The following is a 24,946-nucleotide window of genomic DNA, read 5'->3' as shown; positions in this document are numbered from 1 at the left end:
GCGGCGCATCGCGAGCCTGCTCGCTCCTACATTTGTTTCGGGCCAGTGAGGCCTATGGCATTTGCGCGCGACCGCCTTGTTCGCACGACGCAATATCGAGGCGAACACCAAGGAGCCGCGCGCCAATACCTCAGGAATAATTGGCCCGAAACAAATGTAGGAGCGGCCTTGCGTCGCGATGCGCCGCGCGGGCGGCGCTCGATCTTGAGCGCGCCCGAGAAGCCAGTGGCATGCACCTGGTGGCCGTAACACCAAACCCATAAAAAAAAGGAGAGCCTAAGCTCTCCTTCTTCACCAACCGTCAGCTATCAACCAATGGTCATCAAGCTGGCATTACCGCCAGCAGCAGCGGTATTCACACTCACCGCCCGCTCGATCACCAAGCGCTCCAGCGCAATCTGATGATCCCCGCTGGACAACCCGTGCACCCCGACGATCGCCCCGGCGCGCTTGGCCACCTGCTGGCAAACGCCACGCAGCTGGTCCGAGTCACCATGGTGGATCACGGCATCGAACGCCACGTCATCCTTGTTCCAGTCTGCCACCAGCTTGACCTTGCCCTGCAGCTCCTTCGGCAGGCGGCCGCGCAGGCCTTTGCCTGGCTCGCCATCCACCCACACCGCCGAGCTGCCAACGGCCAGCACCGCGGCAAACTGCGCCAGCAGGTCAGCCTCGTTGTCCGCCAGGCACAGCACGTGCTCGCGCGGCAGGATGGTGTAGCTGTTGCGCTCGCCGGTAGGCCCTGGCAGCAGGCGGGCGATGCCGCTCTGCGACTGGCCGGCGAACTGTGTGCACAGCGCGGCCAGGTCGGCCTGTTGGTTGCTCTCGGCCCAGGCCTTGAGACTGTGCAGCGGCTTGATCAACTGCTCGTGCAGGGTGCGGTCCGGCTTGCCTTCGCCATCCTGAAGCTGGAAGTGACGGCCAATCGCGTCAGCCGGGCGGGTCGACAGCAGGCGGTACAGGTACAGCGGGCCACCAGCTTTCGGGCCGGTACCAGACAGGCCTTCACCACCGAACGGCTGCACGCCCACCACCGCACCAACGATGTTGCGGTTGACGTACATGTTGCCGGCGTTGGCGTTCTCCACCACCTTGGCAATGGTCTCGTCGATGCGGGTGTGCACGCCGAGGGTCAGGCCGTAGCCGGAGTTGTTGATCTGCTCGATCAACTGGTCGAGGTTGCGGCGGTTGTAGCGCACCACGTGCAGCACCGGGCCGAAGATCTCGCGCTTGAGCTCATCGAAGCTGTCCAGCTCGATCAGGGTCGGCATGACGAAGGTGCCGCGCTTGACCTCGCCAGCATCGGCGATGGCGACCTGGTACACCGAGCGGCCTTTTTCACGCATGCCCTGGATGTGTTTTTCAATACCCGCCTTGGCTTCGGCGTCAATCACCGGGCCAATGTCCACGGCCAGGCGGTCCGGGTTGCCCAGGCGGTTTTCGGCCATGGCACCCTTGAGCATTTCGATCACGCGGTCGGCAGAATCTTCCTGCAGGCACAGTACGCGCAGGGCCGAGCAACGCTGGCCGGCGCTGTCGAAGGCCGAGGACACCACGTCGATCACCACCTGCTCGGTCAGCGCCGAGGAGTCGACGATCATCGCGTTCTGGCCGCCGGTTTCGGCGATCAGCGGGATCGGCCGGCCCTGGTTGTCCAGGCGCCCGGCGACGTTGCGCTGCAGCAGACGGGCGACTTCGGTGGAGCCGGTGAACATCACGCCTTTGACGCGCTCGTCACCGACCAGGCCAGCACCCACGGTCTCGCCACGGCCTGGCAGCAGTTGCAGGACGCCTTCGGGAATGCCGGCCTCAAGCAGCAGGCGCACGGCCTGGGCCGCGATCAGCGGGGTCTGTTCGGCAGGCTTGGCCAAGACCGGGTTACCGGCCGCCAGGGCAGCGGCCACCTGGCCGGTGAAGATCGCCAGTGGGAAGTTCCACGGGCTGATGCAGACCACCGGGCCCAGCGGGCGGTGGGCGTCGTTGCTGAAGTCGTTGCGTGCCTGCACCGCGTAGTAGCGCAGGAAGTCCACGGCCTCGCGCACTTCGGCGATGGCGTTGGCGAAGGTCTTGCCGGCTTCGCGGATGAGCAGGCCCATCAGCGGCTGGATCTCGGCTTCCATCAGGTCGGCGGTGCGCTCAAGGATCGCAGCGCGCTCGGCGGGCGGGGTGGCCTGCCAGATCGGCGCGGCGTTGAGTGCGCACTGGATGGCGTTGTCGACGTCGGCAACGGTGGCTTCCTGAACATGGCCGACCACGTCGCGGTGGTCTGCCGGGTTCAGTACCGGTGCTACGGCTGCTTCACTGGCGGCGCAGGCCAGCAGCGGGGTGGCTTTCCAGTCGTTATGGGCGGTGGCCAGCATGGCGCAGGACAGCGACGCCAGGCGGTGTTCGTTGGCCATGTCGATACCGGCCGAGTTGGCCCGCTCGCTGCCATACAGCTCACGCGGCAGCGGAATGCGCGGGTGCGGCAGGCCGAGGCTGCCTTCCTGGGTACCCATGCGCTCGATGCTGGCGACCGGGTCGGCGACCAGTTCCTGGATGGAAATGGAATGGTCGGCAATGCGGTTGACGAACGAGGTGTTGGCGCCGTTTTCCAGCAAGCGGCGGACCAGGTAGGCCAGCAGGGTTTCGTGGGTGCCGACCGGCGCGTACACGCGGCACGGGCGGTTCAGCTTGCCTTCGGAGATCTTGCCGACCACTTGTTCGTACAGTGGCTCGCCCATGCCGTGCAGGCACTGGAACTCGTACTGGCCTGGGTAATAGTTCTGGCCGGCGATGTGGTAGATGGCCGATAGGGTGTGGGCGTTGTGCGTGGCGAACTGCGGGTAGATGGCTTCGGGTACTGCCAGCAGCTTGCGTGCACAGGCAACGTAGGAAACGTCGGTGTACACCTTGCGGGTATAGACTGGGTAGCCTTCCAGGCCTTCAACCTGGGCGCGCTTGATCTCGCTGTCCCAATAGGCGCCTTTCACCAGGCGGATCATCAGGCGGTGGCGGCTGCGCTTGGCCAGGTCGATGACATAGTCGATGACGTACGGGCAGCGCTTCTGGTAGGCCTGGATAACGAAACCAATGCCGTTCCAGCCAGCCAGCGAAGGTTCGAAGCACAGGCGCTCGAGCAGGTCGAGCGACAGCTCCAGGCGGTCGGCCTCTTCGGCGTCGATGTTCAGGCCGATGTCGTATTGCTTGGCCAGCAGGGTCAGCGACAGCAGGCGCGGGTACAGCTCTTCCATCACGCGCTCGTACTGGGCGCGGCTGTAGCGTGGGTGCAGCGCCGACAGCTTGATCGAGATGCCTGGGCCTTCATAGATGCCGCGGCCATGGGAGGCTTTGCCGATCGAGTGGATGGCCTGCTCGTAGGACGCCAGGTACTTCTGGGCGTCGTGCTCGGTCAGTGCAGCTTCGCCGAGCATGTCGTAGGAATAACGGAAACCCTTGGCCTCGAAACGGCTGGCGTTGGCCAGGGCTTCGGCGATGGTTTCGCCGGTGACAAACTGCTCGCCCATCAGGCGCATCGCCATGTCGACGCCCTTGCGGATCATCGGCTCGCCGCTTTTGCCGATGATGCGGGTAAGCGACGAGGTCAGGCCAGACTCATTATGGGTAGACACCAGCTTGCCGGTCAGCAACAGCCCCCAGGTGGCGGCGTTGACGAACAGCGACGGGCTGTTGCCCAGGTGCGGCTGCCAGTTGCCGTTGCTGATCTTGTCGCGGATCAGCGCGTCACGGGTGCCTTTGTCGGGGATGCGCAGCAAGGCTTCGGCCAGGCACATCAGCGCCACGCCTTCCTGGGACGACAGCGAGAACTCTTGCAGCAGCCCTTGGACGATGCCGGCACGCCCGCCTGCGCTCTTCTGGTTGCGCAGTTTCTCGGCGATGCCGGCGGCCAGTTTGTTGGTGGCCTCTGCCAGCGGCGCACTCAGGCGAGCCTGCTCCAGCAGCATCGGGATGACTTCCTGCTCGGGGCGGCGATAGGCGGCAGTGATGGCCGAACGCAGGACCGATTGCGGCAGGATGCTCTCGGCGAACTCAAGGAAGCACTGGTGAGCATGGTCGGGCTGGATTTCGCCCGCGTCGTCGGCCAGGTTGCTGGCCTGACCGTTCAGTTCGGTCAGGGTGGCGCCACCCTCGAGCTTCTCCAGGTAGTTGAAGATCGCTTGCTTGATCAACCAGTGCGGCGTGCGGTCGATGGACTGCGCAGCTGCTTTGAGTCGCTCACGGGTAGGGTCATCAAGTTTGACCCCAAGGGTGGTCGTCGCCATTTCTTATCCTCGTTATTGCCACGGTTGTGGCCTAAGCTGACGCCAAGAGTATCTGTAGGGCAATTCGGGTGCAACCAGGTGCAACCCGTTTTTTTGGCAGAAAAGGTGCAACTCGTCCGGCGAACATTCCTACACGTAATAAAGGGTTGTTTATGGTGCGTTTTAATCTGAAAAACGCGGTTTTTGCTCCAAAAAGGAGCAAAAAGTAGGCAATAACTGAAAATGCATAAGTAGGTGCAACTACAGGAAGAAAAATGGTTGCACCTCGTTTGTGTTGTTGCATAGGATTCGTCGCCTGGGTGCAACCACCTCGTTGTGGTTGTGCATGAAATAAAAACAAACGCCAGGGCACACGCATGGGCAATCCACTAACGATCACCTTCGTGATCTACATCGCGGCAATGGTGCTGATCGGCTTCGCCGCCTATCGCGCCACCAATAACCTTTCCGACTATATCCTTGGCGGGCGCAGCTTGGGCAGTGTGGTTACCGCGCTTTCCGCCGGTGCCTCCGACATGAGCGGCTGGCTGTTGATGGGCCTGCCGGGCGCCATCTACTTCTCGGGCCTTTCCGAAGCCTGGATCGCCATCGGCCTGACCGTTGGTGCCTACCTGAACTGGCTGTTCGTTGCCGGCCGCCTGCGGGTGCAGACCGAGCACAACGGCGATGCACTGACGCTGCCGGACTACTTCGCCAGCCGTTTCGAAGACCAAAGCGGCCTGCTGCGGATCATCTCGGCCATCGTCATCCTGGTGTTCTTCACCATCTATTGCGCCTCTGGCATCGTGGCCGGTGCTCGTCTGTTCGAAAGCACGTTCGGCATGCCGTATGAAACCGCGCTGTGGGCCGGTGCTGCGGCGACCATCGCCTACACCTTCGTCGGTGGCTTCCTGGCGGTGAGCTGGACCGATACCGTGCAGGCATCGCTGATGATCTTCGCGCTGATCCTTACCCCGATCATCGTGCTGATCTCCACCGGTGGCGTCGACACCACCTTCCTGGCCATCGAGGCGCAGAACCCGGCCAACTTCGACATGCTCAAAGGTGCAACCTTCGTCGGCATCATCTCGCTGATGGGCTGGGGCCTGGGTTACTTCGGGCAGCCGCACATCCTGGCGCGCTTCATGGCCGCCGATTCGGTCAAGTCGATCGCCAAGGCACGCCGCATCTCCATGACCTGGATGATCCTGTGCCTGGCTGGCACCTGCGCCGTGGGCTTCTTCGGCATCGCCTACTTCTCGGCGCACCCTGACCTGGCAGGCCCGGTCACCGAGAACCGCGAGCGCGTGTTCATCGAGCTGGCGAAGATCCTGTTCAACCCATGGATCGCCGGTGTGCTGCTGTCGGCCATCCTGGCGGCGGTGATGAGCACCCTGAGCTGCCAGTTGCTGGTTTGCTCCAGTGCCTTGACCGAAGACTTCTATAAAGCCTTCCTGCGCAAGAATGCCTCGCAGCGCGAGCTGGTCTGGATCGGCCGCCTGATGGTGCTGGCCGTGGCGCTGATCGCCATCGCCATGGCAGCCGACCCGGACAACCGTGTACTGGGCCTGGTGGCTTATGCCTGGGCAGGCTTCGGTGCTGCCTTTGGTCCGGTGGTGCTGATCTCGGTGCTGTGGAAGGGCATGACCCGTAACGGTGCCCTGGCCGGTATCGTGGTGGGTGCGCTGACCGTGATCGTGTGGAAGCAGATCGATGTCTGGGGCCTGTACGAAATCATCCCGGGCTTCCTGTTGGGCAGCATCGCCATCATTCTGGTGAGCAAGCTGGGCAGCCCATCGCAAGCGATGGTGCAGCGCTTCGAGACGGCCGACGCGGCGTATCACGCCGACAAGTAATACCTGTTGAATGAGCGGTGCCTGCTTCGCGGGCGCCGCTGATCGACAGCCAGGCCTGACTCCGCCTGCAAGGCAAGGTAAACTTGCCACCCCCGCAGGAGTTGCCATGAATTATCGTCACGCCTTCCACGCCGGCAACCACGCCGACGTCCTCAAGCACATCGTGCTGACCCGCCTCATCGCCCTGATGTCGCGCAAGGAGCAGCCGTTCGCCTATATCGACACCCACGCAGGCCTTGGACTGTATGACTTGCAGGGCGACCAGGCGACCCGCACCGGTGAATACCTCGAGGGCGTTGCCCGGCTGTGGAATCGCGACGACCTGCCGGCCATGGCCGGCGATTACCTGCGCATCATCAAGCGGCTCAATGCCGATGGCGAACTGCGTTACTACCCAGGCTCGCCAGAGCTCGCCCGCCGCCTGATGCGTCAGCAGGACCGCGCCCTGCTCAACGAGAAGCACCCCGAAGACGGGCCGCTGCTCAAAGAGAACATGAAGAAGGACCCGCGCGTATTCGTGCACCTGGGCGAGGGCTGGCATGTGCCGCGTGCCCTGCTGCCGGTGCAGGAAAAACGCGCGATCATGCTGATCGACCCGCCGTTCGAGCAGGCCGATGAGCTCAAGCGCTGCACCAACTCGATGAAAGAGGCAATCGGGCGCATGCGCCAGACTGTCGCGGCCATCTGGTACCCGATCAAGGATCAGCGCTCGCTGACCCGCTTTTATCAGGACCTGACCAGCACCGGCGCGCCCAAGCTGTTGCGTGTCGAGTTGTACGTGCACCACCAGGACAGCCCGCAGGGGCTCAATGGCTCTGGCCTGGCCATTGCCAACCCGCCGTGGGGGCTGGAAGAAGAGCTCCACGAGCTGCTGCCGTGGTTGGCCAAAGAGCTGGCGCAAACCGCTGGCAGCTACCGGATGGACTGGCTGATCGCCGAATAACCAGGCGCCTACAAGGGGCGGTGTGTCCTTGTTGTTTGCGTTATAATCCCGCCCTTTAGCCGCCATCCGCCCACAAGGCCGCTGGCGCATCTCTACCGAATGAAGAGGCTAATCCCTTGGCATTGACGATTCTTGGCCTGTCCGGCGCCCTTAGCCATGACCCTTCCGCGGCCCTGTACATTGACGGCAAGCTGATTGCCGCCGCCGAAGAAGAGCGCTTCGTGCGTGACAAGCATGCGAAGAACCGCATGCCCTACGAGTCGGCGAAGTTCTGCCTGGAGCAGGCGGGCATCAAACCGTCCGACGTCGACGTGGTAGCCATTCCGTTTGCCCCGATCAGCCTGTTCGGCAAAGCCCGCTGGCACTATGCCAAGCGTTACTGGTACGCCCCGGACCGCGCCCTCGACGCGATCCTGATGGGCAACCGCCGCTACAAGCGCTACCGCAAGAAGATCGTCTGGTGCCTGGAGCAATTGGGTTTCGACCCGAAAAAGGTCAAGATCGAGCCGGTCGAGCACCACCTGGCCCACGCCTCCAGCGCCTACCACTGCTCGGGCTTCAAGGAAAAAACCGCGATCCTCGGCATCGACGGTAAGGGCGAGTACGCCACCACCTTCTTCGGCTACGGCGAAAACGGCAAGATCCACAAGATCAAGGAGTTCTTCGATCCGGACTCCCTGGGCGGCCTGTATGGCGCGATCACCGAGTTCCTCGGTTTCGAGATGCTCGACGGCGAGTTCAAGGTCATGGGCATGGCGCCGTACGGCGATGCCAGCAAGTATGACTTCTCGCGCCTGGCCAGCTTCGAGAACGGCGAGTTGGTGATCAACACCGAATACGCCAACGTCATCGGCCTGCGCCGCTATAAAGAGAAGGGCAAGGGCTTCTACTTCTCGCCGAAGCTGATCGAATGGCTGGGCCCCAAGCGCGAAGGCGACATTGCCGACGAGCCGTACATCCACTACGCAGCCAGCATGCAGGCGCTGTTCGAAAAGTTGGCCCTGCAGATGATCGACCATTACCTGGGCGACACCTTGAAGCAGACTGGCAAGCTGGCTTTCGCCGGCGGCTGCGCGCTGAACGTCAAGCTCAACCAGAAGATCATCGCCCGCCCGGATGTGAAGGAGCTGTTCGTCCAGCCGGCATCCGGTGACGCCGGTACTGCGGTGGGTGCTGCTGCTTATGTTTCCCACGCCCGTGGCGTGCCGGTCGAGAAGATGGAACATGTCTACCTCGGCCCGTCGTACTCCAACGAGGACGTGATCGCCGCCTGCGCCCGTCACCCGGACCAGCCGAAGTGGCGCAAGCTCGACAACATGCCAGAGCAGATCGCCAAGATCATGGTCGACGGCAACCCGGTGGCCTGGTTCCAGGGCCGCATGGAGTTCGGCCCGCGCGCCCTGGGCGGTCGTTCGATCATCGGTTGCCCGAGCGTCGAAGGCGTGGCTGACCGCATCAACCACCAGATCAAGTTCCGCGAGCGCTGGAGGCCTTTCTGCCCGTCGATGCTCGACACCGTCGCGCCGCAAATGATCAAGGTCGACCACCCGGCGCCCTTCATGACCTTCACCTTCGAAGTGGCTGAAGAGTGGAAAACCCGTGTGCCGGAAGTGGTCCACGAGGACGGCACTTCGCGTGCCCAGGTGCTGAAGCGCGAGTACAACCCGCGCTACTACGACATGATGAAGGCGCTGGAAAACCTGACCGGCAACGGCGTCTCGCTGAACACCTCGCTGAACCGCCGTGGTGAACCGATGATCTGCTCGCCGACCGATGCCTTGAACATGTTCTTTGGCTCGGACCTGCAGTACCTGATCATGGAAGACATCCTGGTAGTGAAGGACGGCGCGGCCGCGTATGACCAGCCGCTCTGAACCGCGCATCCTGCAGTTCTGCCATGGCTATGACGGGCCGTTCCTGGACTGTGCCCGTCAGTACGCCAGCCTGTTTCAGGGGCGTGGCTACCAGGTCACCACGGTATTTCTCACCGGCGCCGCCGACCCGCAGGTTGCGGCGGGCTGCGCGTCGGACGAGGTGCTGTTTCTGGAGTTCAGCTCCAAGGCTGTGCGTGGCCTGAAGCTAGGCGCCATCCGCGCCTTGCGGCGGATTGCTGCCGAGCGCAATTTCAGTTTCTGCATCGCCCACCGGTTCAAGCCGATCTATGTGGCATTGCTGGGTACCGGCCTACCGGTAATCGGCGTGCACCATGCCTTTGGCGACTATCAGCGCAAGGGGCGGCGGCTGTTTGCCAACCTGTTCAGCAAGCGCCTGAGCCTGCTGGGTGTTTCGGATGCGGTGCGTGACGACATGCGCCGTTGCCTGCCGCAGTGGCCGGCCGAACGCATCCAGACCCTGTACAACCGTATCGATATCCAGGCCCTGCAAGCGGCATTGGTGCCGCGTGAAGCGGCGCGCCAGGCTCTTGGCCTGGACCCTCAGGCGTGGATTGTCGGCAATGTCGGGCGCCTGCACCCGGACAAGGACCAGGCCACGCTGTTGCGTGGTTTTGCCGAAGCGCTGCCGGGGCTTCCCGCAGGCGCGCGCCTGGCGATTCTGGGTAAAGGCCGCCTCGAAGCCCAACTCAAGGCATTGGCGGCCGAGCTCGGCATTGCCGGCCAGGTGGATTTCCTCGGCCAGGTGCCGGACGCGCGGCGCTATTTCAAGGCGTTCGATGTGTTTGCCCTGAGTTCCGATCATGAGCCGTTCGGCATGGTCCTGCTCGAAGCCATGGTCGCGGGCGTACCACTGCTGGCCACGGCCTGTGGTGGGGCACGCGAAGTGGTCGAGGGTGTGGGTGTGCTGTTCCCCCTTGGCGATAATGCGCAGCTGGCTCAAGGCCTGAAGCACATGGCCGCGCTAGACGACCAGCAGCGCGAGGCGTGCGCCGAGCACATGCTGCAACGCCTGCACCAGCGCTTCTCTGACTCGGCGGTACGCGAAGCCTTCTGGCAACTGCCGCAGGTGCGTGCCTTGGTGGCGAAGGCGTGATGCTTAATCGTATTCAAGCCTTCCGCGAGCGCGGCTGGCAAGTCATCGACGCCAAGGCGTATGCCGAGGCTTGGGCGCGGTTTGGTGGCAGCGTTGCCACCCATCCGCGGGTGGTCGAGCAGTTGGCTGAGCTGGCGCAGATCCCCGTGCGCTACCTGGGATGGCTGCAAGACGGCGAGTTGAAAGCGGCGATTCCGACTTGGGGGCGCCACCTGGCGCTGTCCAAGGACGTGCTCAAGCGCGCGGGCAAGAAGGGCCTGTTCGACCTGGGCAATGCCGAGATCATCCTGCCGGCCGCCGCCGATGCCAGCGCGCCGCTGCGCCATGCCGCGCGTTACCTGTCCGAGCTGAATCAGGGTCGTTTTACCGGCCTCAAGGCACAGACCGAGCAGTTGGCCATGGCCCGCGCTCATGAAGACCTGTCTAAGAAGTTCCGCTACAACCAGCGCCGCGAGTTGCGCCTGCTGGAAGAGGCGGGCGGGGTGGTGCGGCCGATTAGTGACTTCGACGCCGGCCAGATAGCCGCCATGTACCGTGACCTGTTCCAGCGCCGCTGGGGCTTCCCGGCTACCGGCGCCGAGCGCCTGGCCGAGGTGCTCGAGCGTTTACGCGAGCTGCTGATCGGTTCGGTGCTGCTGCTGGACGACAAACCGATCGCGATTCAGCTGGTGTACCGGGTCGAAGCGCCCGAGTGGATCAGCGTCGAGTACGTCAACGGCGGCGTCGACCCCGAGACCAAGGCATTCAGCCCCGGTAGCGTGCTGAGCTTCCTCAACACCCAGGCAGCCTGGGAAGACGCCCGCGCACGTAACAAGCCACTGCGGTTCTCGTTCGGCCGTGCCGACCGCGAGTACAAGGATCGCTGGTGCAACCCCGTGCCGGTGTTCCAGGCGTGAGCCGCAAGCAGCAATTGCTCAAGCACCATCGGCGCAACAAGCGCCTGGGCCTGCTTGCCGGCCTGGTCGCACTGATCGCGCTGGGGGTACTGGCCTGGTGGTGGCTGCCGCTCTTGCTGCTGCCGTTGGTCTGGGCCGCCCATGAGGCCTGGTTCGCCGATCACTTGTTCTACGCACCCGGCGAGGATTACGCCTACAACTTCGGTGAGCAAACCCGCGCGGCGGCGGTCAGCCTGCAGGGTGGGCTGCTGCAGGCCGATGCGACACTGCAAGGTGACGAGACCCTCGTCCTGGAACTGCGGATAAAGAGCACCTGGCTGGGGCGCTTTCTCGACCCGCGGGTGGAGCTTTCTGCGGATGCGCTGAGTGATCGGCAAACCTTCGAGCGCGGCGTCAACGGGGTGCGCTTCCTGAACCTGACCGGCATGGCCTTGCCGCTCAAGGCCGGCACGCTGCGTGTGCGTGGCCGCCATTGCCAGCTGCAGGGCGAACCGCGCCTGTGGATAACCCCCAGCGTCGAGTTGCAGCGCCGCCGCGTCATGGTGATTGCGCCGCATGCCGATGATGCCGAGCTGGCGGCTTATGGGCTGTACAGCCAGGCTGACGAAACCTGGGTGGTCACCCTGACTGCCGGCGAGATCGAAGCCGAGCACTATCAGAAAATGGGCCTGGGCAAGGCCCAGGCGGCACGCCTGAAAGGGCGCTTGCGCGCCTGGGACAGCATTGCCGTGCCGCGCTGGGCTGGCGTGCCGCAATCGCGCTGCGTGCAGTTGGGCTACTTCTGCCTGCAACTGCCCGCCATGCAGGCCGCGCCAGATGTACCGGCGGCTTCACGCGAAGCCGACATGGCTGATATCCGCCCGTTCCGCCAGTTCAATCCGTTCCCGCTGCCGGCCGACAATGACGGTGCGCCGACCTGGCACAACCTGCTGGCCGACCTGCGTGCGCTGTTGGCAATGGCCAAGCCCGAGGTGCTGGTCATGCCGCACCCGCAACTCGACCCGCACCCCGATCATGTCTGTGCCCAGGCGGCCGTGCTGGAAGCCCTGCAAGGCCTAGCGTGGCAGCCGCAAACGCTGCTGTGCTACGCCAACCACCTGCATGACAACGACCGCTGGCCGATGGGTGACAGCGGCGACGGTGTGGCCTTGCCACCACAACTGAGTGCCGAGCAGCCGTGGGCACCGTGCTCGCTGGTGCTGGACGTGCCGACCCAGCACGACAAAGCCATGGCCCTGGGCATGATGCACGACCTGCAGCCTCCCGCGCCGTTCAAACGCCGCCTGCGGCGGTTGTTGCAACGCTGGCTTGCCGGGCGCAGGCCGTCGCCCTATGGCGAAAACGAATTCTTCCGCAAGGCTGTGCGCCGGCATGAACTGTTCTGGCGCCGTGAGCTGTAAACAATGCCCATGGTTGACCGCGATGGCGCAGCGCGCCCAAGGAAAGCAATGAAAGTCTTATTTCTGGTGCAGAAGGAACAGCGGGCGATCCTCGACCGCCTGTACGATGGCGTCGCGGCCAACTGCGAATGTGACCTGCGCTGGCTGACCAGTGAAGACCAGCGTAACCTGCGCCGCTACTTCAAGCGTGAAGTGCAGGTGGAGCGTTACGACCGCATCGTGTTCTTCCTGCGCTTCAAGCAGGAAATCCGCCAAGTGGCGTTCATCCAGACGGTGCCAAACCTGGTCATCCTCGAACATGACGCCTACCAGAACTACATCCCCTGCAAGTACACCGGCAAGTTCAGCGCGCATTACCGCAAACTGCCGTGGGCGCGGGTGATCAGTTCGGGCTACATGGTCAGCGAGCGCCTGCGCCAGGAAGGCTTTGACGCGGTATTCGTGCCCAAGGGCTACGATGAGCAGCTGCTGACCGACCAGGAACGTGAGCGCGATATCGACCTGGCGTTCGTCGGCAGTACCAACAGCGTTGCCTACAGCGGGCGCAAGGCGCTGCTGGACGAGTTGGGGCGGGTCGAGAACCTGGTGGTGACCCGCACCAAGTCGGGTGAGGACTATTGCAACACGCTCAACCGTATTCGTTTCTTCGTCAGTGCCGATGTCGGCATGGGCGAGTACATGATCAAGAACTTCGAGGCCATGGCCTGTGGCTGTGTGTTGCTGGCGTTCGACCAGGGCGAGGAAGAAAACCGCGCCCTGGGCCTGCAGGACATGCACAACGTGGTGTTCTATGACAGCATCCCGACCCTCCAGGAAAAGCTGCGCAGTTTGCGCGCCGACCCTGCGCTGGCCCAGCGGATTGCTGAAAATGGCCGCCATCTGGCGGTTTCTCGTTTCAGTTTCGGTGAAGTTGGACGTAGCATCGTCGACCACATGCGCCCTGCGCTCAGGCCTCATCCGCCGTTGTCTGCCTGGCAGCGGCTACGTCTGAAACTGGGCATTTAATAAAGCACTTTCGTGCCTACGGAGCGGGTGCTGGAAGTCGATTGTCGCAATGCGGAGGGAGTCCGGTGCGCTTTTCAAATGAGAGTGATGTCACGCTGGTCGTGACCAGCTGTGGGCGGTTCGATCTGCTCAAAGACACCCTTGAGAGTTTCGATCGCTACAACACCGCGCCCATTCGCGAAGTCTTCATCACCGAAGATTCCGGTGACGATGCCGTGCATGGGGCAGTGCCAGAGCACTGGAAACCGCATTGCAAGGTGTTCGTCAATCGGCCGAAGCTGGGCCAGCTGCCGTCGATCGACCTGGCTTACAGCCACGTCAAGACGCCTTACATCTTCCATTGCGAGGATGACTGGCATTTCTACCGGCAGGGCTTTGTCGAAGATTCCCGGGCGATCCTGGAGGTCAGCCCCAACCTCCTGCAGGTCTGGCTGCGCAGCCATGCCCATGACCTGTCCGTGCACAGCCCTTACATCCACCTGGGCGACCGTCAGGTGATCGCGGGCGTGCCTTGCTACCCACTGCTTTCCGAAAAAGCGGAGTGGCAAGCGTTTTCGCTCAACCCCGGCCTGCGTCGTTTGAGCGATTATCAGCGCTGTGCACCATTTGCCGCCTATGCTGGAGAAAAGGCGCTTTCCCGTCGTTATGCTGAGTTAAATCTGACAGCGGTCACCTTGGAGGGTGATGCAGTATTGCACACAGGATTTGGTAATCACGTGACCTTGCCCATAGAAGTGGAGCGCAAGGCCAAACGTCGTCAACGTGATCGGATAAAGCTGGCATTGACGCTGGTGGCAGGTGCCGTGATCGGCATGGGTATCACCATTTTTGTTCAATGAAGTCGCAGTCCCACCTGACTTTGAGCGGGAGAGGGGCGCTAACCCCATGAACATCGTCAATATGATGTGGGCAGGCGGTTCGCCGTACATGTCCATCCACAAGGTTCACCGACAGGTGCTGTCCCACGCCGGGCCCGATGCCAGGATCAGCAACTGGCTGCTGTTGGGCAGCGGGCTGTGCTGTGGGCTCGGCTCGACCCGGGAGTGGCACATGCCGCCGCGTGCGCTCAAGGGCCGGCACCTGTGGCGCCTGCTGCGGCCGTGGCTGCGCATGCGCCTGCGCAAGGCGCTGGCCGAGGCCCAGGCCGAGATCGTGCTGCTCGACGGTGTCGGCGTGGCAAGGCTGGTGCTGCCGCTGCTGCAGCAGATTCCCGAGGTGCGTGCCAAGGTACTGTTCCACGGCAAGACGCGCCTGACGGCGAGTGATATCCGCCTGTTGCGGGCATTGCCCGCCGAGCGCTTGAGCATCGCAGCGGTTTCGCACACGCTTGCCGAAGCCCTGGAGCATGACCTTGGGCGGCCGGTACAGACCCTGCGCATGGCGCTCGACCCTCGGGCCTTCGTCGAAACGCTGTTGAGCCGCGAGCAGGCCAGGCAGGCACTGGCGTTGCGGCCAGGCAACGGCCAGGTGCTCGGTGCGGTGGGGCGGCTGGTCGAAAGCAAGGGCTTTGAAATGCTGATCGAGGCGTTTGCCAAGGCCGTTGTCGACAAGCCCGATCTGCAGATGGCAATCATTGGTGAAGGCCCTCTGCATGCCGTGCTGCAAGCGCGCATCGACGAACTGGGCCTGGCCGGGCAGGTCCATCTGTGCGGCCATCGTGAAGACCTGCAGCGGCTGTACCGGGCATTTGACTGGCTACTGGTGCCTTCGCGTTCGGAGGGCCTGGGGCTGGTGGTGCAAGAGGCGGTGATGGCCGACGTGCCGGTGGTGTGCAGTGACCTGCTGGTGTTCCGTGAGCAGTTGCTGGACACCGGTGGCTACCTGCCCATTGCCGATGAGCATGCCTGGGCCGAGGCGATAGCGCGCTGCAGCCTGCCAGACGCCGCAGCCGTGGCCGCCCGACAACGCCAGGCACTGGCGCCGGAGCAGGCCTGGCAAGCCTTCCAGAATGGCTCGCAAAACCTGCTGCGAGGTTGACCCTCAGCGGGCCAGCAGGGCTGCCTCGAAGTCGGCGAGGGGGAACTGGTCACCCAGGTTCTCCCGCTCGATGTAGCGCACCATGTGCTGCACGTTGCGACGAATCATGCGGGCAGATAACGGCGGGCGCAGGAACCGCATGTCGGCCACATCAATCAACCCCAGGCGCTGATCGGGGGTGACCACGACATTGCCCAGGTGCAGTGAGCGGAAGTAGACACCCGCGCGGTGCAACTGGCGTATGAGTTCGATCAATCGCGGCAGATAGGTGTCCCAGCTGAAGTCGGCGTCGCGCGACATCTGCAGCAGGGTCCGCCCGGGCAGCGGGCGATACAGCACCGCGGTTCTGCCGGGCAGGTCGAGTTTGTGCTGGCTGATCACCTCGAGGGTGGGAATGCCCAATTGCGCCAGGCGCGCGGCGTTGTCGACGAAGCGCTGCGAGTAGGGGCGCAACAGGGCAGATGAAATCAATCGCTTACGGCGAAAAACCTTAAGGAAATTACCATCCTTGAGCAGGTAGACTTTGGCGCCATGGCTGTCTGCCTCTAGCACCTGTGCGCCTAGTGTCAGCTGATCGAAGTCGATCTGGGTGAGCCGGGAGCATTGCATGAATAGAGCCTTGTCGTCTGGCGAGCAAAATGACCGGCAATAATGCCGAAAATAATGCGGTAGCACCATGGATGGTGTCTTTGATTCATCGGGGGAAAAGGATGTTGTATGAAAAACGCTGGGCTCGGGCCTGGTTAGGTTTGGGTCTGGTCTGGTTCCTGGCGGCAATTGCATTGGCGCCCAGCAACAAGATCTACCAGCAAGGGCTGGTGTTGTTTTTGTGGTTACCGACGCTCGTGCTGGCGTGGTCTGCCCGGCAGGTGTTTGCCCAGGCCTGGCGGCGTCAGCCGGCATTGTGGGGCAGTATCTTGTTGCTGCTGGCCTGGAGCGGGTTGAGCCTGGCCTGGTCGCCGGCCGAAGAGCCGGGGCGTGAAATCAAGCGCCTGATCTACATTCTGGTCTTCCTGATGGCGTTCCCGTTGCTGGCCCAGCTGGGGCTGGCCCGGATCCGCCAGTTGTTGCTGCTGGGGAGTGGCCTTTTGGCCTTCGCCGCGCTGGTGTCGATCATCAACTTCTACGGGTTGCAGGGCAAATCGCTGCTGGCCCGGCTGGCAGGCATCGGCGAAATATCACACCCCATTCTGGGTGCCTATGTGGTCGGGGCCGCCGCGCTGTTCCTGTTGTACGAGCCGCCGCAAAAGCGTGGCATGCAGTTGCTGTGGCTGGCAGCGCTGGCCTGCCTGGGCGCGTTTGCAGTGCTCAGCCAGAGCCGCGGGGCGATCCTGGCCCTGGTGATCACGGTGGTGATGGCGCCGCTGTGGTTCCGTGATCGTCACAGCCGGGTGTTCTCGATCCTGGCGGTCATCGCCACGGGCGCTGCGTTCTATGTGATGTACGACCTGATCGCCAAGCGCGGCTCGTCCTACCGGCCGGAGATTTTCCATGCGGTGGTGGACATGATTGCCGCCCATCCTTGGACAGGCCTGGGCCTGGGCGCTGGGTACGATGTGAGCGCAGTCGGCAAGCACTTCGACCATACCCACAACATGTTCACCCACGTTGCGGTGGAAATGGGCCTGCCCGGCATGCTGCTGTGGGTGACCGTGTGGCTGTACACCCTCGGTGAAATCGTCCGGGCCCGTGCCACACTGTTCGGCAAGGTACTCTTGTGCTTCTGGGTCTACTCGACCCTGGCCATGCAGTTCGATGCCGCCAGCCTGACCGGTACGCCGCGTGCGGAGTGGTTCATCAGCTGGTTGCCGGTCGGCCTGGCCATGTTGTTGCCCTGGGGGCGTGCCGAAAATGAAGCCTGTGGTAAAATTTCCGGTTCAACCTGAACAGCGAGCTCGATGATGGCCGAAACACCGCGAACCGCGGAGCACACCTCCAGCCTGAAGATCTACTTCCGGCTGTTGAGCTACGTGAAACCCTATGCCGGCATTTTCCTGTTGAGCATCGTCGGTTTCGTGATCTTCGCCTCGACCCAGCCAATGCTGGCCGGCATTCTCAAGTATTTCGTCGATGGCCTGAGCAATCCGCAAGCGGTGTTGTTCCCTACCGTGCCCTACCTGCGCGACCTGCAGTTGCTGCAGGCGGTGCCACTGCTGATCATCCTGATCGCGGCCTGGCAGGGGTTGGGCTCGTTCCTGGGCAACTACTTCCTGGCCAAAGTGTCGTTGTGCCTGGTGCATGACCTGCGGGTCGAGTTGTTCAACAAATTGCTGGTGCTGCCCAACCGCTACTTCGACAACCACAACTCGGGCCATCTGATCTCGCGCATCACCTTCAACGTGACCATGGTCACCGGTGCCGCGACCGATGCGATCAAGGTGGTGATCCGCGAGGGCCTGACGGTTGTCTTCCTGTTTGCCTACCTGCTGTGGATGAACTGGCACCTGACCCTGGTCATGGTTGCCATCCTGCCGGTGATCGCGGTGATGGTCAGCGTCGCCAGCAAGAAATTCCGCAAGCAGAGCAAGAAAATCCAGGTGGCCATGGGGGATGTGACCCACGTCGCCTCCGAGACCATCCAGGGTTATCGCGTGGTGCGCAGCTTTGGTGGCGAGGCCTACGAACAGCAGCGCTTTGGCCGCGCCAGCCAGAGCAACACCGACAAGCAGCTGCGCATGACCAAGACCGGCTCGCTGTACACGCCGATGCTGCAGCTGGTGATCTACAGCGCCATGGCCGCCTTGATGTTCCTGGTGCTGTACCTCCGTGGTGACTCCACCGCCGGTGACCTGGTGGCCTACATCACCGCAGCGGGCTTGTTGCCGAAACCGATTCGCCAGCTTTCCGAAGTCAGTTCGACCATCCAGAAAGGCCTGGCAGGCGCAGAAAGCATCTTCGAGCAGCTCGACGAAGAGCCTGAAGTGGACAGCGGCACCATCGAGAAGGCAAAGGTCGAAGGCCGTCTGGAAGTGCGTGATCTCAGCTTCACCTACCCAGGCACCGACCGTGAGGTGTTGAGCGACATCAGCTTCGTCGCCGAGCCGGGGCAGATGATCGCCCTGGTGGGCCGCTCTGGCAGTGGCAAGTCGACCCTGGCGGCATTGATTCCACGTTTCTATCACCACGACAAGGGGCAGATTCTGCTCGATGGCGTGGAGATCGAAAACTATCGCCTGCGCAACTTGCGTCGCCATGTTTCCCAGGTTACCCAGCACGTCACCTTGTTCAACGACACCGTCGCCAACAACATTGCCTACGGTGACCTGGCCGGTGCGCCGCGTGAACACATCGAGGCTGCGGCTGCAGATGCCTACGCCAAGGAGTTCGTCGACAAGCTGCCGAAGGGCTTCGACACCGAGGTCGGCGAGAACGGCGTGCTGCTCTCCGGTGGCCAGCGCCAACGCCTGGCCATTGCTCGGGCGCTGCTCAAGGACGCGCCGTTGTTGATTCTCGACGAGGCGACCTCGGCGCTGGATACCGAGTCCGAGCGGCACATCCAGGCGGCACTGGACCATGTGATGGAGGGCCGTACCACGTTGGTGATCGCCCACCGCCTGTCGACTATCGAAAAGGCCGACATGATCCTGGTCATGGACCAGGGCCGCCTGGTCGAGCGTGGCACCCATGCCGAGCTGCTTCAGGCTAATGGCCATTATGCCCGCCTGCATGCCATGGGCCTGGATGAGCCGGCCAAGGCCGATATCACCTGAACCTCTTTGATCGGGGCCGTGCCGGCCCCGATTGTCACCGGAATTTTCAAGGGCCCGATCTGGCCGTAAAGCCGTCGCTTGCCCTGTGCTAATATCCTGCCCCTGTTCATTATTTTCATATGGGTTGCCCATGAAGTTGTCCATGCCGCGTTTCGATCAAGCCCCGGTACTGGTGGTCGGCGATGTCATGCTCGACCGCTACTGGCATGGCGGTACTTCGCGTATCTCGCCTGAAGCGCCAGTCCCGGTGGTCAAGGTCGATCAGATCGAGGATCGCCCCGGCGGCGCGGCCAACGTTGCCTTGAACATCGCCGCCCTGGGTGCGCCCGCGTCGCTGATCGGTGTTACCGGCCAGGACGAGGCGGCCGACAGCCTGGCCAACAGCCTGCAAGCTGCGGGCGTGCGCTCGGTGTTCCAGCGCATCGCGCACCAGCCGACCATCGTCAAGCTGCGGGTCATGAGCCGCCACCAGCAGCTGCTGCGTATCGATTTCGAAGAACCGTTCGCCACCGACCCGCTCTCGCTGGGTACGGAGGTCGACAGCCTGCTCGATGGCGTCAAGGTGCTGGTGTTGTCCGACTATGGCAAAGGCGCGCTGAAGAACCACCAGAGCCTGATCCAGGCTGCACGCGCCAAGGGTATTCCAGTATTGGCCGACCCCAAGGGCAAGGATTTCTCCATTTACCGCGGCGCCAGCCTGATCACCCCGAACCTCAGCGAGTTCGAAACCATCGTTGGCCGTTGCGCCGATGAGGCAGAGCTGGTCGCCAAAGGCCTGCAGTTGCTGCTGGACCTGGACCTTGGCGCCTTGCTGGTGACCCGTGGCGAGCACGGCATGACCTTGTTGCGTACGGGCCACCCCGCACTGCACCTGCCGGCCCGCGCCCGCGAAGTGTTCGATGTCACCGGTGCCGGCGACACGGTGATCTCCACCCTCGCGGCGGCCATCGCGGCCGGTGAAGACCTGCCGCACGCGGTGGCCCTGGCCAATCTGGCGGCGGGTATCGTGGTCGGCAAGCTGGGTACCGCCGCCATCAGCGCCCCTGAGCTGCGCCGGGCGATCCAGCGCGAAGAGGGCTCCGAGCGCGGGGTGCTGGGCCTCGAGCAGTTGCTGCTGGCGATCGATGATGCGCGTGCGCACAACGAGAAGATCGTCTTCACCAACGGCTGCTTCGACATTCTGCATGCCGGCCATGTCACCTACCTGGAGCAGGCGCGTGCCCAGGGCGACCGGCTGATCGTCGCGGTCAACGACGATGCGTCGGTCAGCCGCCTGAAAGGCCCGGGCCGCCCGATCAACAGCGTCGACCGCCGCATGGCGGTGCTGGCAGGGCTGGGGGCGGTGGATTGGGTGATCAGCTTCCCCGAGGGTACGCCGGAAAACCTGCTGAGCCAGGTCAAGCCGGATGTGCTGGTCAAGGGCGGCGACTATGGCATCGACCAGGTGGTGGGTGCCGACATCGTCAAGGCCTATGGCGGCACCGTGAAGGTGCTGGGGCTCGTCGAGAACAGCTCGACCACAGCCATTGTCGAGAAGATCCGCAAAAACTGATGTAACTGGGGCCGCGTTGCGGCCCCAGTGTTACTTGTGCAACGAAGTCCGCGCCTTGGCCAGCAATGCCCGCGCCTTGTCGCCAAACCGCTGCAGATGTGAAGCCCGCCCGGGCTTGGCCTCCACCAACCCTTGCTGCTTCACCCAATCCCGCCAGCGAATCCGCTCATCCCTGACCACCCAACCTTCTTGCCGGGCAAAGCTCTCGGCCAGGTACAGCCCGCGTGTGCTCGCCGGCACCAGCTCGTCCTTTTTCAGCGTGTAGAGTTCGGCCAACGGTTGCCCGTCCTTCAAGGGCATCAGGTACAGGTCCGGCCGTTTGCGATTGAGCCGGGCCACCAACTGGTCGCCTTCCAGGCGTTCATCGACATGGAACAGGCTGAGCTTCTTGGCGTCCCTGGGCACCTGCAGGCGCATGTCATAGATGAGCTGCAACGAGGCGGTCGGCAAGTGCACATAGGCCCGTGGCCGTTCGAGCAGCATCAGGTTGGCGCAGTGCACCGGCCGTGCGGCACCAGACTCCGGCGTCAGCACAAACGGCAGCGCTTCGCGGTAGTGCAGAGCGGCGGCGTAGGGGGCCGGCAGCCAGGTGTCATTGAAACGCCCACCCAGCCAGCCTTCCGGGGTTTCCAGCAGGCATTCTTCGGCCACTTCCTGCACGGCGGTGTGCAGCGGCAAGTTGAGTTCTTGGGCGGGGACGTAGCCAGAAATCAGCTTCAGCACCACGTCGCCGCGGTCCTGGCGCCGCTGACGGACCAATACCCAGTAGTCACGGTTTTGCCAGTGCAGGGTCAGGCGTACCGAGACACCCAGGTTGGCAAGCTCGGCCACGAAGCGCTGCGTGTCGGGCAGCTGGATGGCACGGCGCCGCTGTTGGGTCTGGGCGAAGTTCAGCGGCATGCCGATGCTTTGGTAAACCAGGCCTTCGGCGGTGGCCTCGACATGCAGCGGCAGTGTCTTGAAGTTGCTCGGGTTCTTGCGGATCAGCGTTCGCGGCACGAGGTTCCTCCTCCTGTCGGACGCCCGCGAGGGCGGCTCAATGCTGGCCCAGAATTCGGGCGACGGTGGCCACGTTATGGGCCAGGTGCAACGGATTGATGGTGCCGACGATAGCACTGCTGACGCCCGGGCGGGAAAACAGCAGCTCGAAGCTGGCCTGCACCGGGTCGACCCCGGGTGCCAGGCAGATGTGCCCGCTGGCCAGGGCCTTCTTCACCAGGATCGCCTTGCCGTGTTCGGCAGCGTAGTCCAGCACCGGGCGTTCTGCCTGCTCGTTCAGGTTATAGGTGACCATGGCGCAGTCGCCCTGTTCCAAGGCCTTGAGGCCACCTGCGACGGTCTTGCCCGACAGCCCGAAGCCAAGGATCTTGCCTTCTTGCTTAAGGGCCGCAAGTGTCTGGTAGACCTCCTGCTGCTCGAGGATCGCCAGGTCATTACCGTCGGAATGCACCAGCACCAGCTCGATGTGGTCGGTTTCCAGGCGGCGCAGGCTGCGCTCCACTGAGCGGCGGGTGTGGGCGGCGCTGAAGTCGAAGTGCGAGCTGCCGTTGTCGAACTCTTCACCGACCTTGCTGACGATCACCCACGCATCACGCTGGCCGCGCAGCAGCGGGCCAAGGCGCTCTTCACTGCGGCCATAGGCCGGCGCGGTGTCGATCAGGTTGATGCCCAGTTCGCGGGCCTGGGCCAGCAGCATGCGGGCTTCGTCATCATCGGGGATGGTGAAGCCGGTGGGGTATTTCACGCCTTGGTCGCGGCCAAGCTTGACCGTGCCCAGGCCCAGGGGCGAGACCTTGAGGCCGGTACTGCCCAGGGGGCGATGGAAGTCGTGCAGGGTCGGCAGGCTCATGGCAGCAGTCGCTCCCAGGCAGGCACGCCCAGCGCAGGGCGCGGCAGTCCACTGAGGTCGGCCTGGGCGCCTGGGCGGATGCCGTCGCGTTCAAACATGGCGATTACCCGGTCGCTGAAGTCCGGGGCCAGCGCCAGCTTGGTCGGCCAGCCCACCAGCAGGCGTTGCTGGTCGGCGATAAAGGCGTTGTCCGGGCGCACCAGGCCCGACTGCGCGGGCTCGGCGCGATCCACGCGCAGGGTTGCCCAGCGGACCTGACCTTGGTCGACCCAGGGCAGCAGGTTGGCGATTTCCTTTTGCGCCGCGGCAATCTGCGCGGCCGGCTCGCGGGCCACGCCATCGGCCTCGGCCAGGTCGCCGCCGAGGTACCAGACCCACTGGCCATCGGCCGCCGGGTGGGTGGTAATGGTGACCCGTGGCTTGGGCCCGCCGCCCAGGCAGTGCGCATACAGCGGCTTGAGGTTCGGCCCCTTGGCCATGACCATGTGCAAGGGGCGGCGCTGCATGGCCGGCTGGCTCAGGCCCAGCGCATGCAACAGGTCTTCGGTGCCGGCGCCGGCGCTGAGCACGATACGCTGCGCGCGGATTTCACGGTCGTCCACGCGCAAACCCACCAGCTCATCGCCGTCACGCAGGGGTTCGATGCGCTCGCCGGCGAGCAGGCTGTCGCCGGCCAGTTCGGCCAGGTTGGCCAGCAGGCTGGGCACGTCGATGACCAGTTCCGCCAGGCGATAGACCTTGCCCTTGAAGGCGCGGTCCTGCAGGGCCGGCGGCAGTTGCTCGCCCTTGACCTGATCGACCCGGCCGCGCACGGCCTTGCTGGCGAAGAAACTGGTGAGGTTGCCGGCCAGGGTGCCGGGGGACCACAGGTAGTGTGCCTCGGACAGCAGGCGGGTGTTGCCCAGCGGCAGTTCGCCATTGCCCGCCAAAGCCTCCCGCCAGCGCCGCGGCATGTCGGCGATGGCTTCCGAGGCGCCGGTCAGGGCGCCGTGCAGGGCGTACTTGGTGCCGCCGTGGATGATGCCCTGAGACTTGATGGTCTGCTCGCCACCGAGGCTGGCGCGCTCCACCAGCACGGTCGAAAAGCCCTGACGGCGCAACCGGGCATTGAGCCAGAGGCCTGCGACCCCGGCGCCGACGATCAGTACGTCAGTGGAAATGGCGGTTGGCATGGCGGTACCTCGAAGACTGGGACAGCTGGCAAGTATACAGCCCGTATCAATGCCCGGCAGTCTTCGAGAACAGCTGAATCACCACCACCCCACCGACGATCATCGCCATGCCCAGCATTGCCGGTACATCCAGCTTCTGCCCATAGATCACCAGTGCCGCCACGCTGATCAGCACAATGCCCAGCCCCGACCAGATGGCATAGGCGATCCCCACCGGAATGCTGCGCACCACCAGGGTCAGCATCCAGAACGCGATGCCGTAGCCGACCACCATCAGCAGCAACGGCAGAGGCGTGCTGAACCCCTTCACCGCTTTCATGGAGGCAGTGGCGATGACTTCGGCGCAGATGGCGATGGCAAGGTAGGTGTAGGCGTTCATGGCGGTTCTCCGGTGACTGGTCGGGCATTCTAGACGTTGCCTGGATGGGTTAAAGTCATTACCTATCACCCATGGAGATAGGTTGATGGCCGAACAGTGGAACCTCGAGCAACTACGCACCTTCGTGCGCGTTGTTGAACTGCGCTCGTTCTCCGCCGTTGCCCGTGAACAGCGCAAGGCCCAGTCGGCGGTGAGCAACGCCATCGCCCTGCTGGAGGCGGACCTGGGCGTAACCCTGTTCGAACGCAGCAGCGGCCGCCAGCCCAAGCTGACCGAAAACGGCACCGCGCTGCTGGAGGACGCCCGTGAATTGCTGCGCCAATGCGAGCGCCTGGACGGGCGCGCCTTGGCCCTGATGCGCGGGCAGGAAGCCCTGTTGCGGGTCGCCCAGGACGAGGCGATGCCTTATCAGCCCGTCATCGACAGCCTGGACGAGCTGGCCAGCCGCTACCCGTACCTGGACGTGCAACTGGCCAGCGCCGCCCAGGGTGATGTGGCGCGCAAGCTGGTGGAGCGGCGCGCCGACCTTGGCCTGTTTTTTCATCATGAAAGCATGCCGGCGTCGCTGGAGCGTCGTGCCCTGGGCAGTGTGGAAATGGTCACGGTGTGCGCGGTCGGCCATCCGCTCGCGCAGCAGGCAAGGGTCAGCCGCCAGCAGTTGGCACGCCACCGGCAGTTATTGATCACCCCGCAGCAGAGTGGCTACCCCGGCGGCGAAGCGATCAGCCCGCAGGTCTGGCGTGCCGACAGCTTCTACGCCATGGCTGAACTGCTGATGCGCGGCCTGGGTTGGGCCTGGCTGCCCCGGCATGTGGTGCAGTACCCCACCTACCAGGCGCAAATGGTCGAGCTTGCCAGCGAGTGGCGGCCGCCGGCGCTGGTCGTCGAGCTGGCCTGGCGCCGTGACGAGCCGTTGGGGCCGGCCGCGCAATGGCTGGCCGAGCGCTTTGCGGTGCACCTGCGCGCGATCGGGTAAAC

20 protein-coding genes are annotated in these 24,946 nt (G+C 63.7%); 13 read left to right on the top strand and 7 right to left on the bottom strand.

Features of this window, described 5'->3' with window-relative positions; all coding sequences use genetic code 11:
* Positions 1–308: 308 nt before the first annotated feature.
* Positions 309–4,262, bottom strand: a complete 3,954-nt coding sequence (gene putA / locus LJX93_RS24515; protein ID WP_033701860.1) for a trifunctional transcriptional regulator/proline dehydrogenase/L-glutamate gamma-semialdehyde dehydrogenase — start codon at positions 4,260–4,262, stop codon at positions 309–311.
* Between the two features lie 31 nt (positions 4,263–4,293).
* Entirely contained in the window at positions 4,294–4,620 is a 327-nt protein-coding gene (locus LJX93_RS24510; protein WP_143500709.1) for a hypothetical protein, read from the bottom strand.
* Between LJX93_RS24510 and putP the strand changes: the two genes are divergently transcribed.
* The 9 genes from putP (at position 4,619) to LJX93_RS24465 (ending at position 15,306) form a co-directional block, all read left to right on the top strand.
* Entirely contained in the window at positions 4,619–6,097 is a 1,479-nt protein-coding gene (putP, locus tag LJX93_RS24505; protein WP_227696499.1) for a sodium/proline symporter PutP, read from the top strand. The two genes, LJX93_RS24510 and putP, sit on opposite strands and share 2 nt — an antisense overlap.
* A gap of 106 nt (positions 6,098–6,203) precedes the next feature.
* Complete coding sequence (locus LJX93_RS24500) at positions 6,204–7,040, top strand: 23S rRNA (adenine(2030)-N(6))-methyltransferase RlmJ (protein WP_033701858.1); 837 nt, start codon at positions 6,204–6,206, stop codon at positions 7,038–7,040.
* 116 nt (positions 7,041–7,156) lie between these two features.
* Positions 7,157–8,914 carry a carbamoyltransferase gene (locus LJX93_RS24495; RefSeq protein ID WP_027592485.1) on the top strand — a complete coding sequence of 586 codons (1,758 nt, stop codon included), beginning with the start codon at positions 7,157–7,159 and terminating at the stop codon, positions 8,912–8,914.
* Positions 8,898–10,028: a glycosyltransferase gene (locus LJX93_RS24490; RefSeq protein WP_033701857.1), complete on the top strand. Its 1,131-nt coding sequence runs from the start codon at positions 8,898–8,900 to the stop codon at positions 10,026–10,028. Before LJX93_RS24495 ends, LJX93_RS24490 begins: the two co-directional genes overlap by 17 nt.
* Positions 10,028–10,924 carry an antimicrobial resistance protein Mig-14 gene (locus LJX93_RS24485; protein ID WP_033701856.1) on the top strand — a complete coding sequence of 299 codons (897 nt, stop codon included), beginning with the start codon at positions 10,028–10,030 and terminating at the stop codon, positions 10,922–10,924. The genes LJX93_RS24490 and LJX93_RS24485 overlap by 1 nt, the downstream gene beginning before the upstream one ends.
* Complete coding sequence (locus tag LJX93_RS24480; protein ID WP_227697316.1) at positions 10,921–12,324, top strand: PIG-L deacetylase family protein; 1,404 nt, start codon at positions 10,921–10,923, stop codon at positions 12,322–12,324. Before LJX93_RS24485 ends, LJX93_RS24480 begins: the two co-directional genes overlap by 4 nt.
* A 48-nt stretch (positions 12,325–12,372) precedes the next feature.
* Positions 12,373–13,329 (top strand): glycosyltransferase, encoded by a 957-nt coding sequence (locus tag LJX93_RS24475; RefSeq protein ID WP_033701854.1) that lies wholly within the window; start codon positions 12,373–12,375, stop codon positions 13,327–13,329.
* 65 nt (positions 13,330–13,394) lie between these two features.
* Positions 13,395–14,168, top strand: a complete 774-nt coding sequence (locus LJX93_RS24470) for a glycosyltransferase family 2 protein (RefSeq protein ID WP_033701853.1) — start codon at positions 13,395–13,397, stop codon at positions 14,166–14,168.
* Between the two features lie 46 nt (positions 14,169–14,214).
* On the top strand, positions 14,215–15,306 hold the full coding sequence (locus LJX93_RS24465) for a glycosyltransferase (RefSeq protein WP_186652796.1): 1,092 nt from the start codon (positions 14,215–14,217) through the stop codon (positions 15,304–15,306).
* Between the two features lie 3 nt (positions 15,307–15,309).
* Here the strand turns inward: LJX93_RS24465 and LJX93_RS24460 are convergent, their stop codons facing one another.
* Entirely contained in the window at positions 15,310–15,915 is a 606-nt protein-coding gene (locus LJX93_RS24460) for a lipopolysaccharide kinase InaA family protein (protein ID WP_033701851.1), read from the bottom strand.
* Positions 15,916–16,016: 101 nt separating this feature from the next.
* On the opposite strand from LJX93_RS24460, the gene LJX93_RS24455 reads away from it, so the two are divergent.
* The 3 genes from LJX93_RS24455 (at position 16,017) to hldE (ending at position 20,568) form a co-directional block, all read left to right on the top strand.
* The gene (locus tag LJX93_RS24455; RefSeq protein WP_033701850.1) at positions 16,017–17,192 is read left to right on the top strand and encodes an O-antigen ligase family protein; all 1,176 of its coding nucleotides are present in this window, start codon (positions 16,017–16,019) and stop codon (positions 17,190–17,192) included.
* Positions 17,193–17,207: 15 nt separating this feature from the next.
* Positions 17,208–19,016, top strand: coding sequence for a lipid A export permease/ATP-binding protein MsbA (gene msbA, locus LJX93_RS24450; protein ID WP_033702580.1), 1,809 nt, complete (start codon positions 17,208–17,210; stop codon positions 19,014–19,016).
* A gap of 130 nt (positions 19,017–19,146) precedes the next feature.
* Positions 19,147–20,568, top strand: a complete 1,422-nt coding sequence (gene hldE / locus LJX93_RS24445) for a bifunctional D-glycero-beta-D-manno-heptose-7-phosphate kinase/D-glycero-beta-D-manno-heptose 1-phosphate adenylyltransferase HldE (protein WP_033701849.1) — start codon at positions 19,147–19,149, stop codon at positions 20,566–20,568.
* A gap of 30 nt (positions 20,569–20,598) precedes the next feature.
* Here the strand turns inward: hldE and LJX93_RS24440 are convergent, their stop codons facing one another.
* The 4 genes from LJX93_RS24440 to LJX93_RS24425 are packed head-to-tail and all read right to left on the bottom strand — an operon-like array spanning position 20,599 to position 23,968.
* The gene (locus LJX93_RS24440) at positions 20,599–21,567 is read right to left on the bottom strand and encodes a hypothetical protein (protein WP_033701848.1); all 969 of its coding nucleotides are present in this window, start codon (positions 21,565–21,567) and stop codon (positions 20,599–20,601) included.
* Between the two features lie 37 nt (positions 21,568–21,604).
* Complete coding sequence (locus LJX93_RS24435) at positions 21,605–22,417, bottom strand: aldo/keto reductase (RefSeq protein ID WP_227696498.1); 813 nt, start codon at positions 22,415–22,417, stop codon at positions 21,605–21,607.
* Entirely contained in the window at positions 22,414–23,589 is a 1,176-nt protein-coding gene (locus tag LJX93_RS24430) for an NAD(P)/FAD-dependent oxidoreductase (protein WP_033701846.1), read from the bottom strand. Before LJX93_RS24430 ends, LJX93_RS24435 begins: the two co-directional genes overlap by 4 nt.
* A gap of 46 nt (positions 23,590–23,635) precedes the next feature.
* Positions 23,636–23,968: a DMT family transporter gene (locus tag LJX93_RS24425; RefSeq protein WP_033701845.1), complete on the bottom strand. Its 333-nt coding sequence runs from the start codon at positions 23,966–23,968 to the stop codon at positions 23,636–23,638.
* An 85-nt stretch (positions 23,969–24,053) separates the two neighbouring features.
* On the opposite strand from LJX93_RS24425, the gene LJX93_RS24420 reads away from it, so the two are divergent.
* On the top strand, positions 24,054–24,944 hold the full coding sequence (locus tag LJX93_RS24420) for a LysR family transcriptional regulator (RefSeq protein ID WP_033701844.1): 891 nt from the start codon (positions 24,054–24,056) through the stop codon (positions 24,942–24,944).
* The last annotated feature ends 2 nt before the right edge of the window (positions 24,945–24,946 follow it).

Origin of the sequence: Pseudomonas sp. HN2-3, from assembly GCF_020691745.1 — a bacterium.
In the GTDB taxonomy this organism is placed as follows: Bacteria; Pseudomonadota; Gammaproteobacteria; order Pseudomonadales; family Pseudomonadaceae; genus Aquipseudomonas; species Aquipseudomonas capeferrum.
This window is presented reverse-complemented; position numbering and strand designations above follow the sequence as displayed.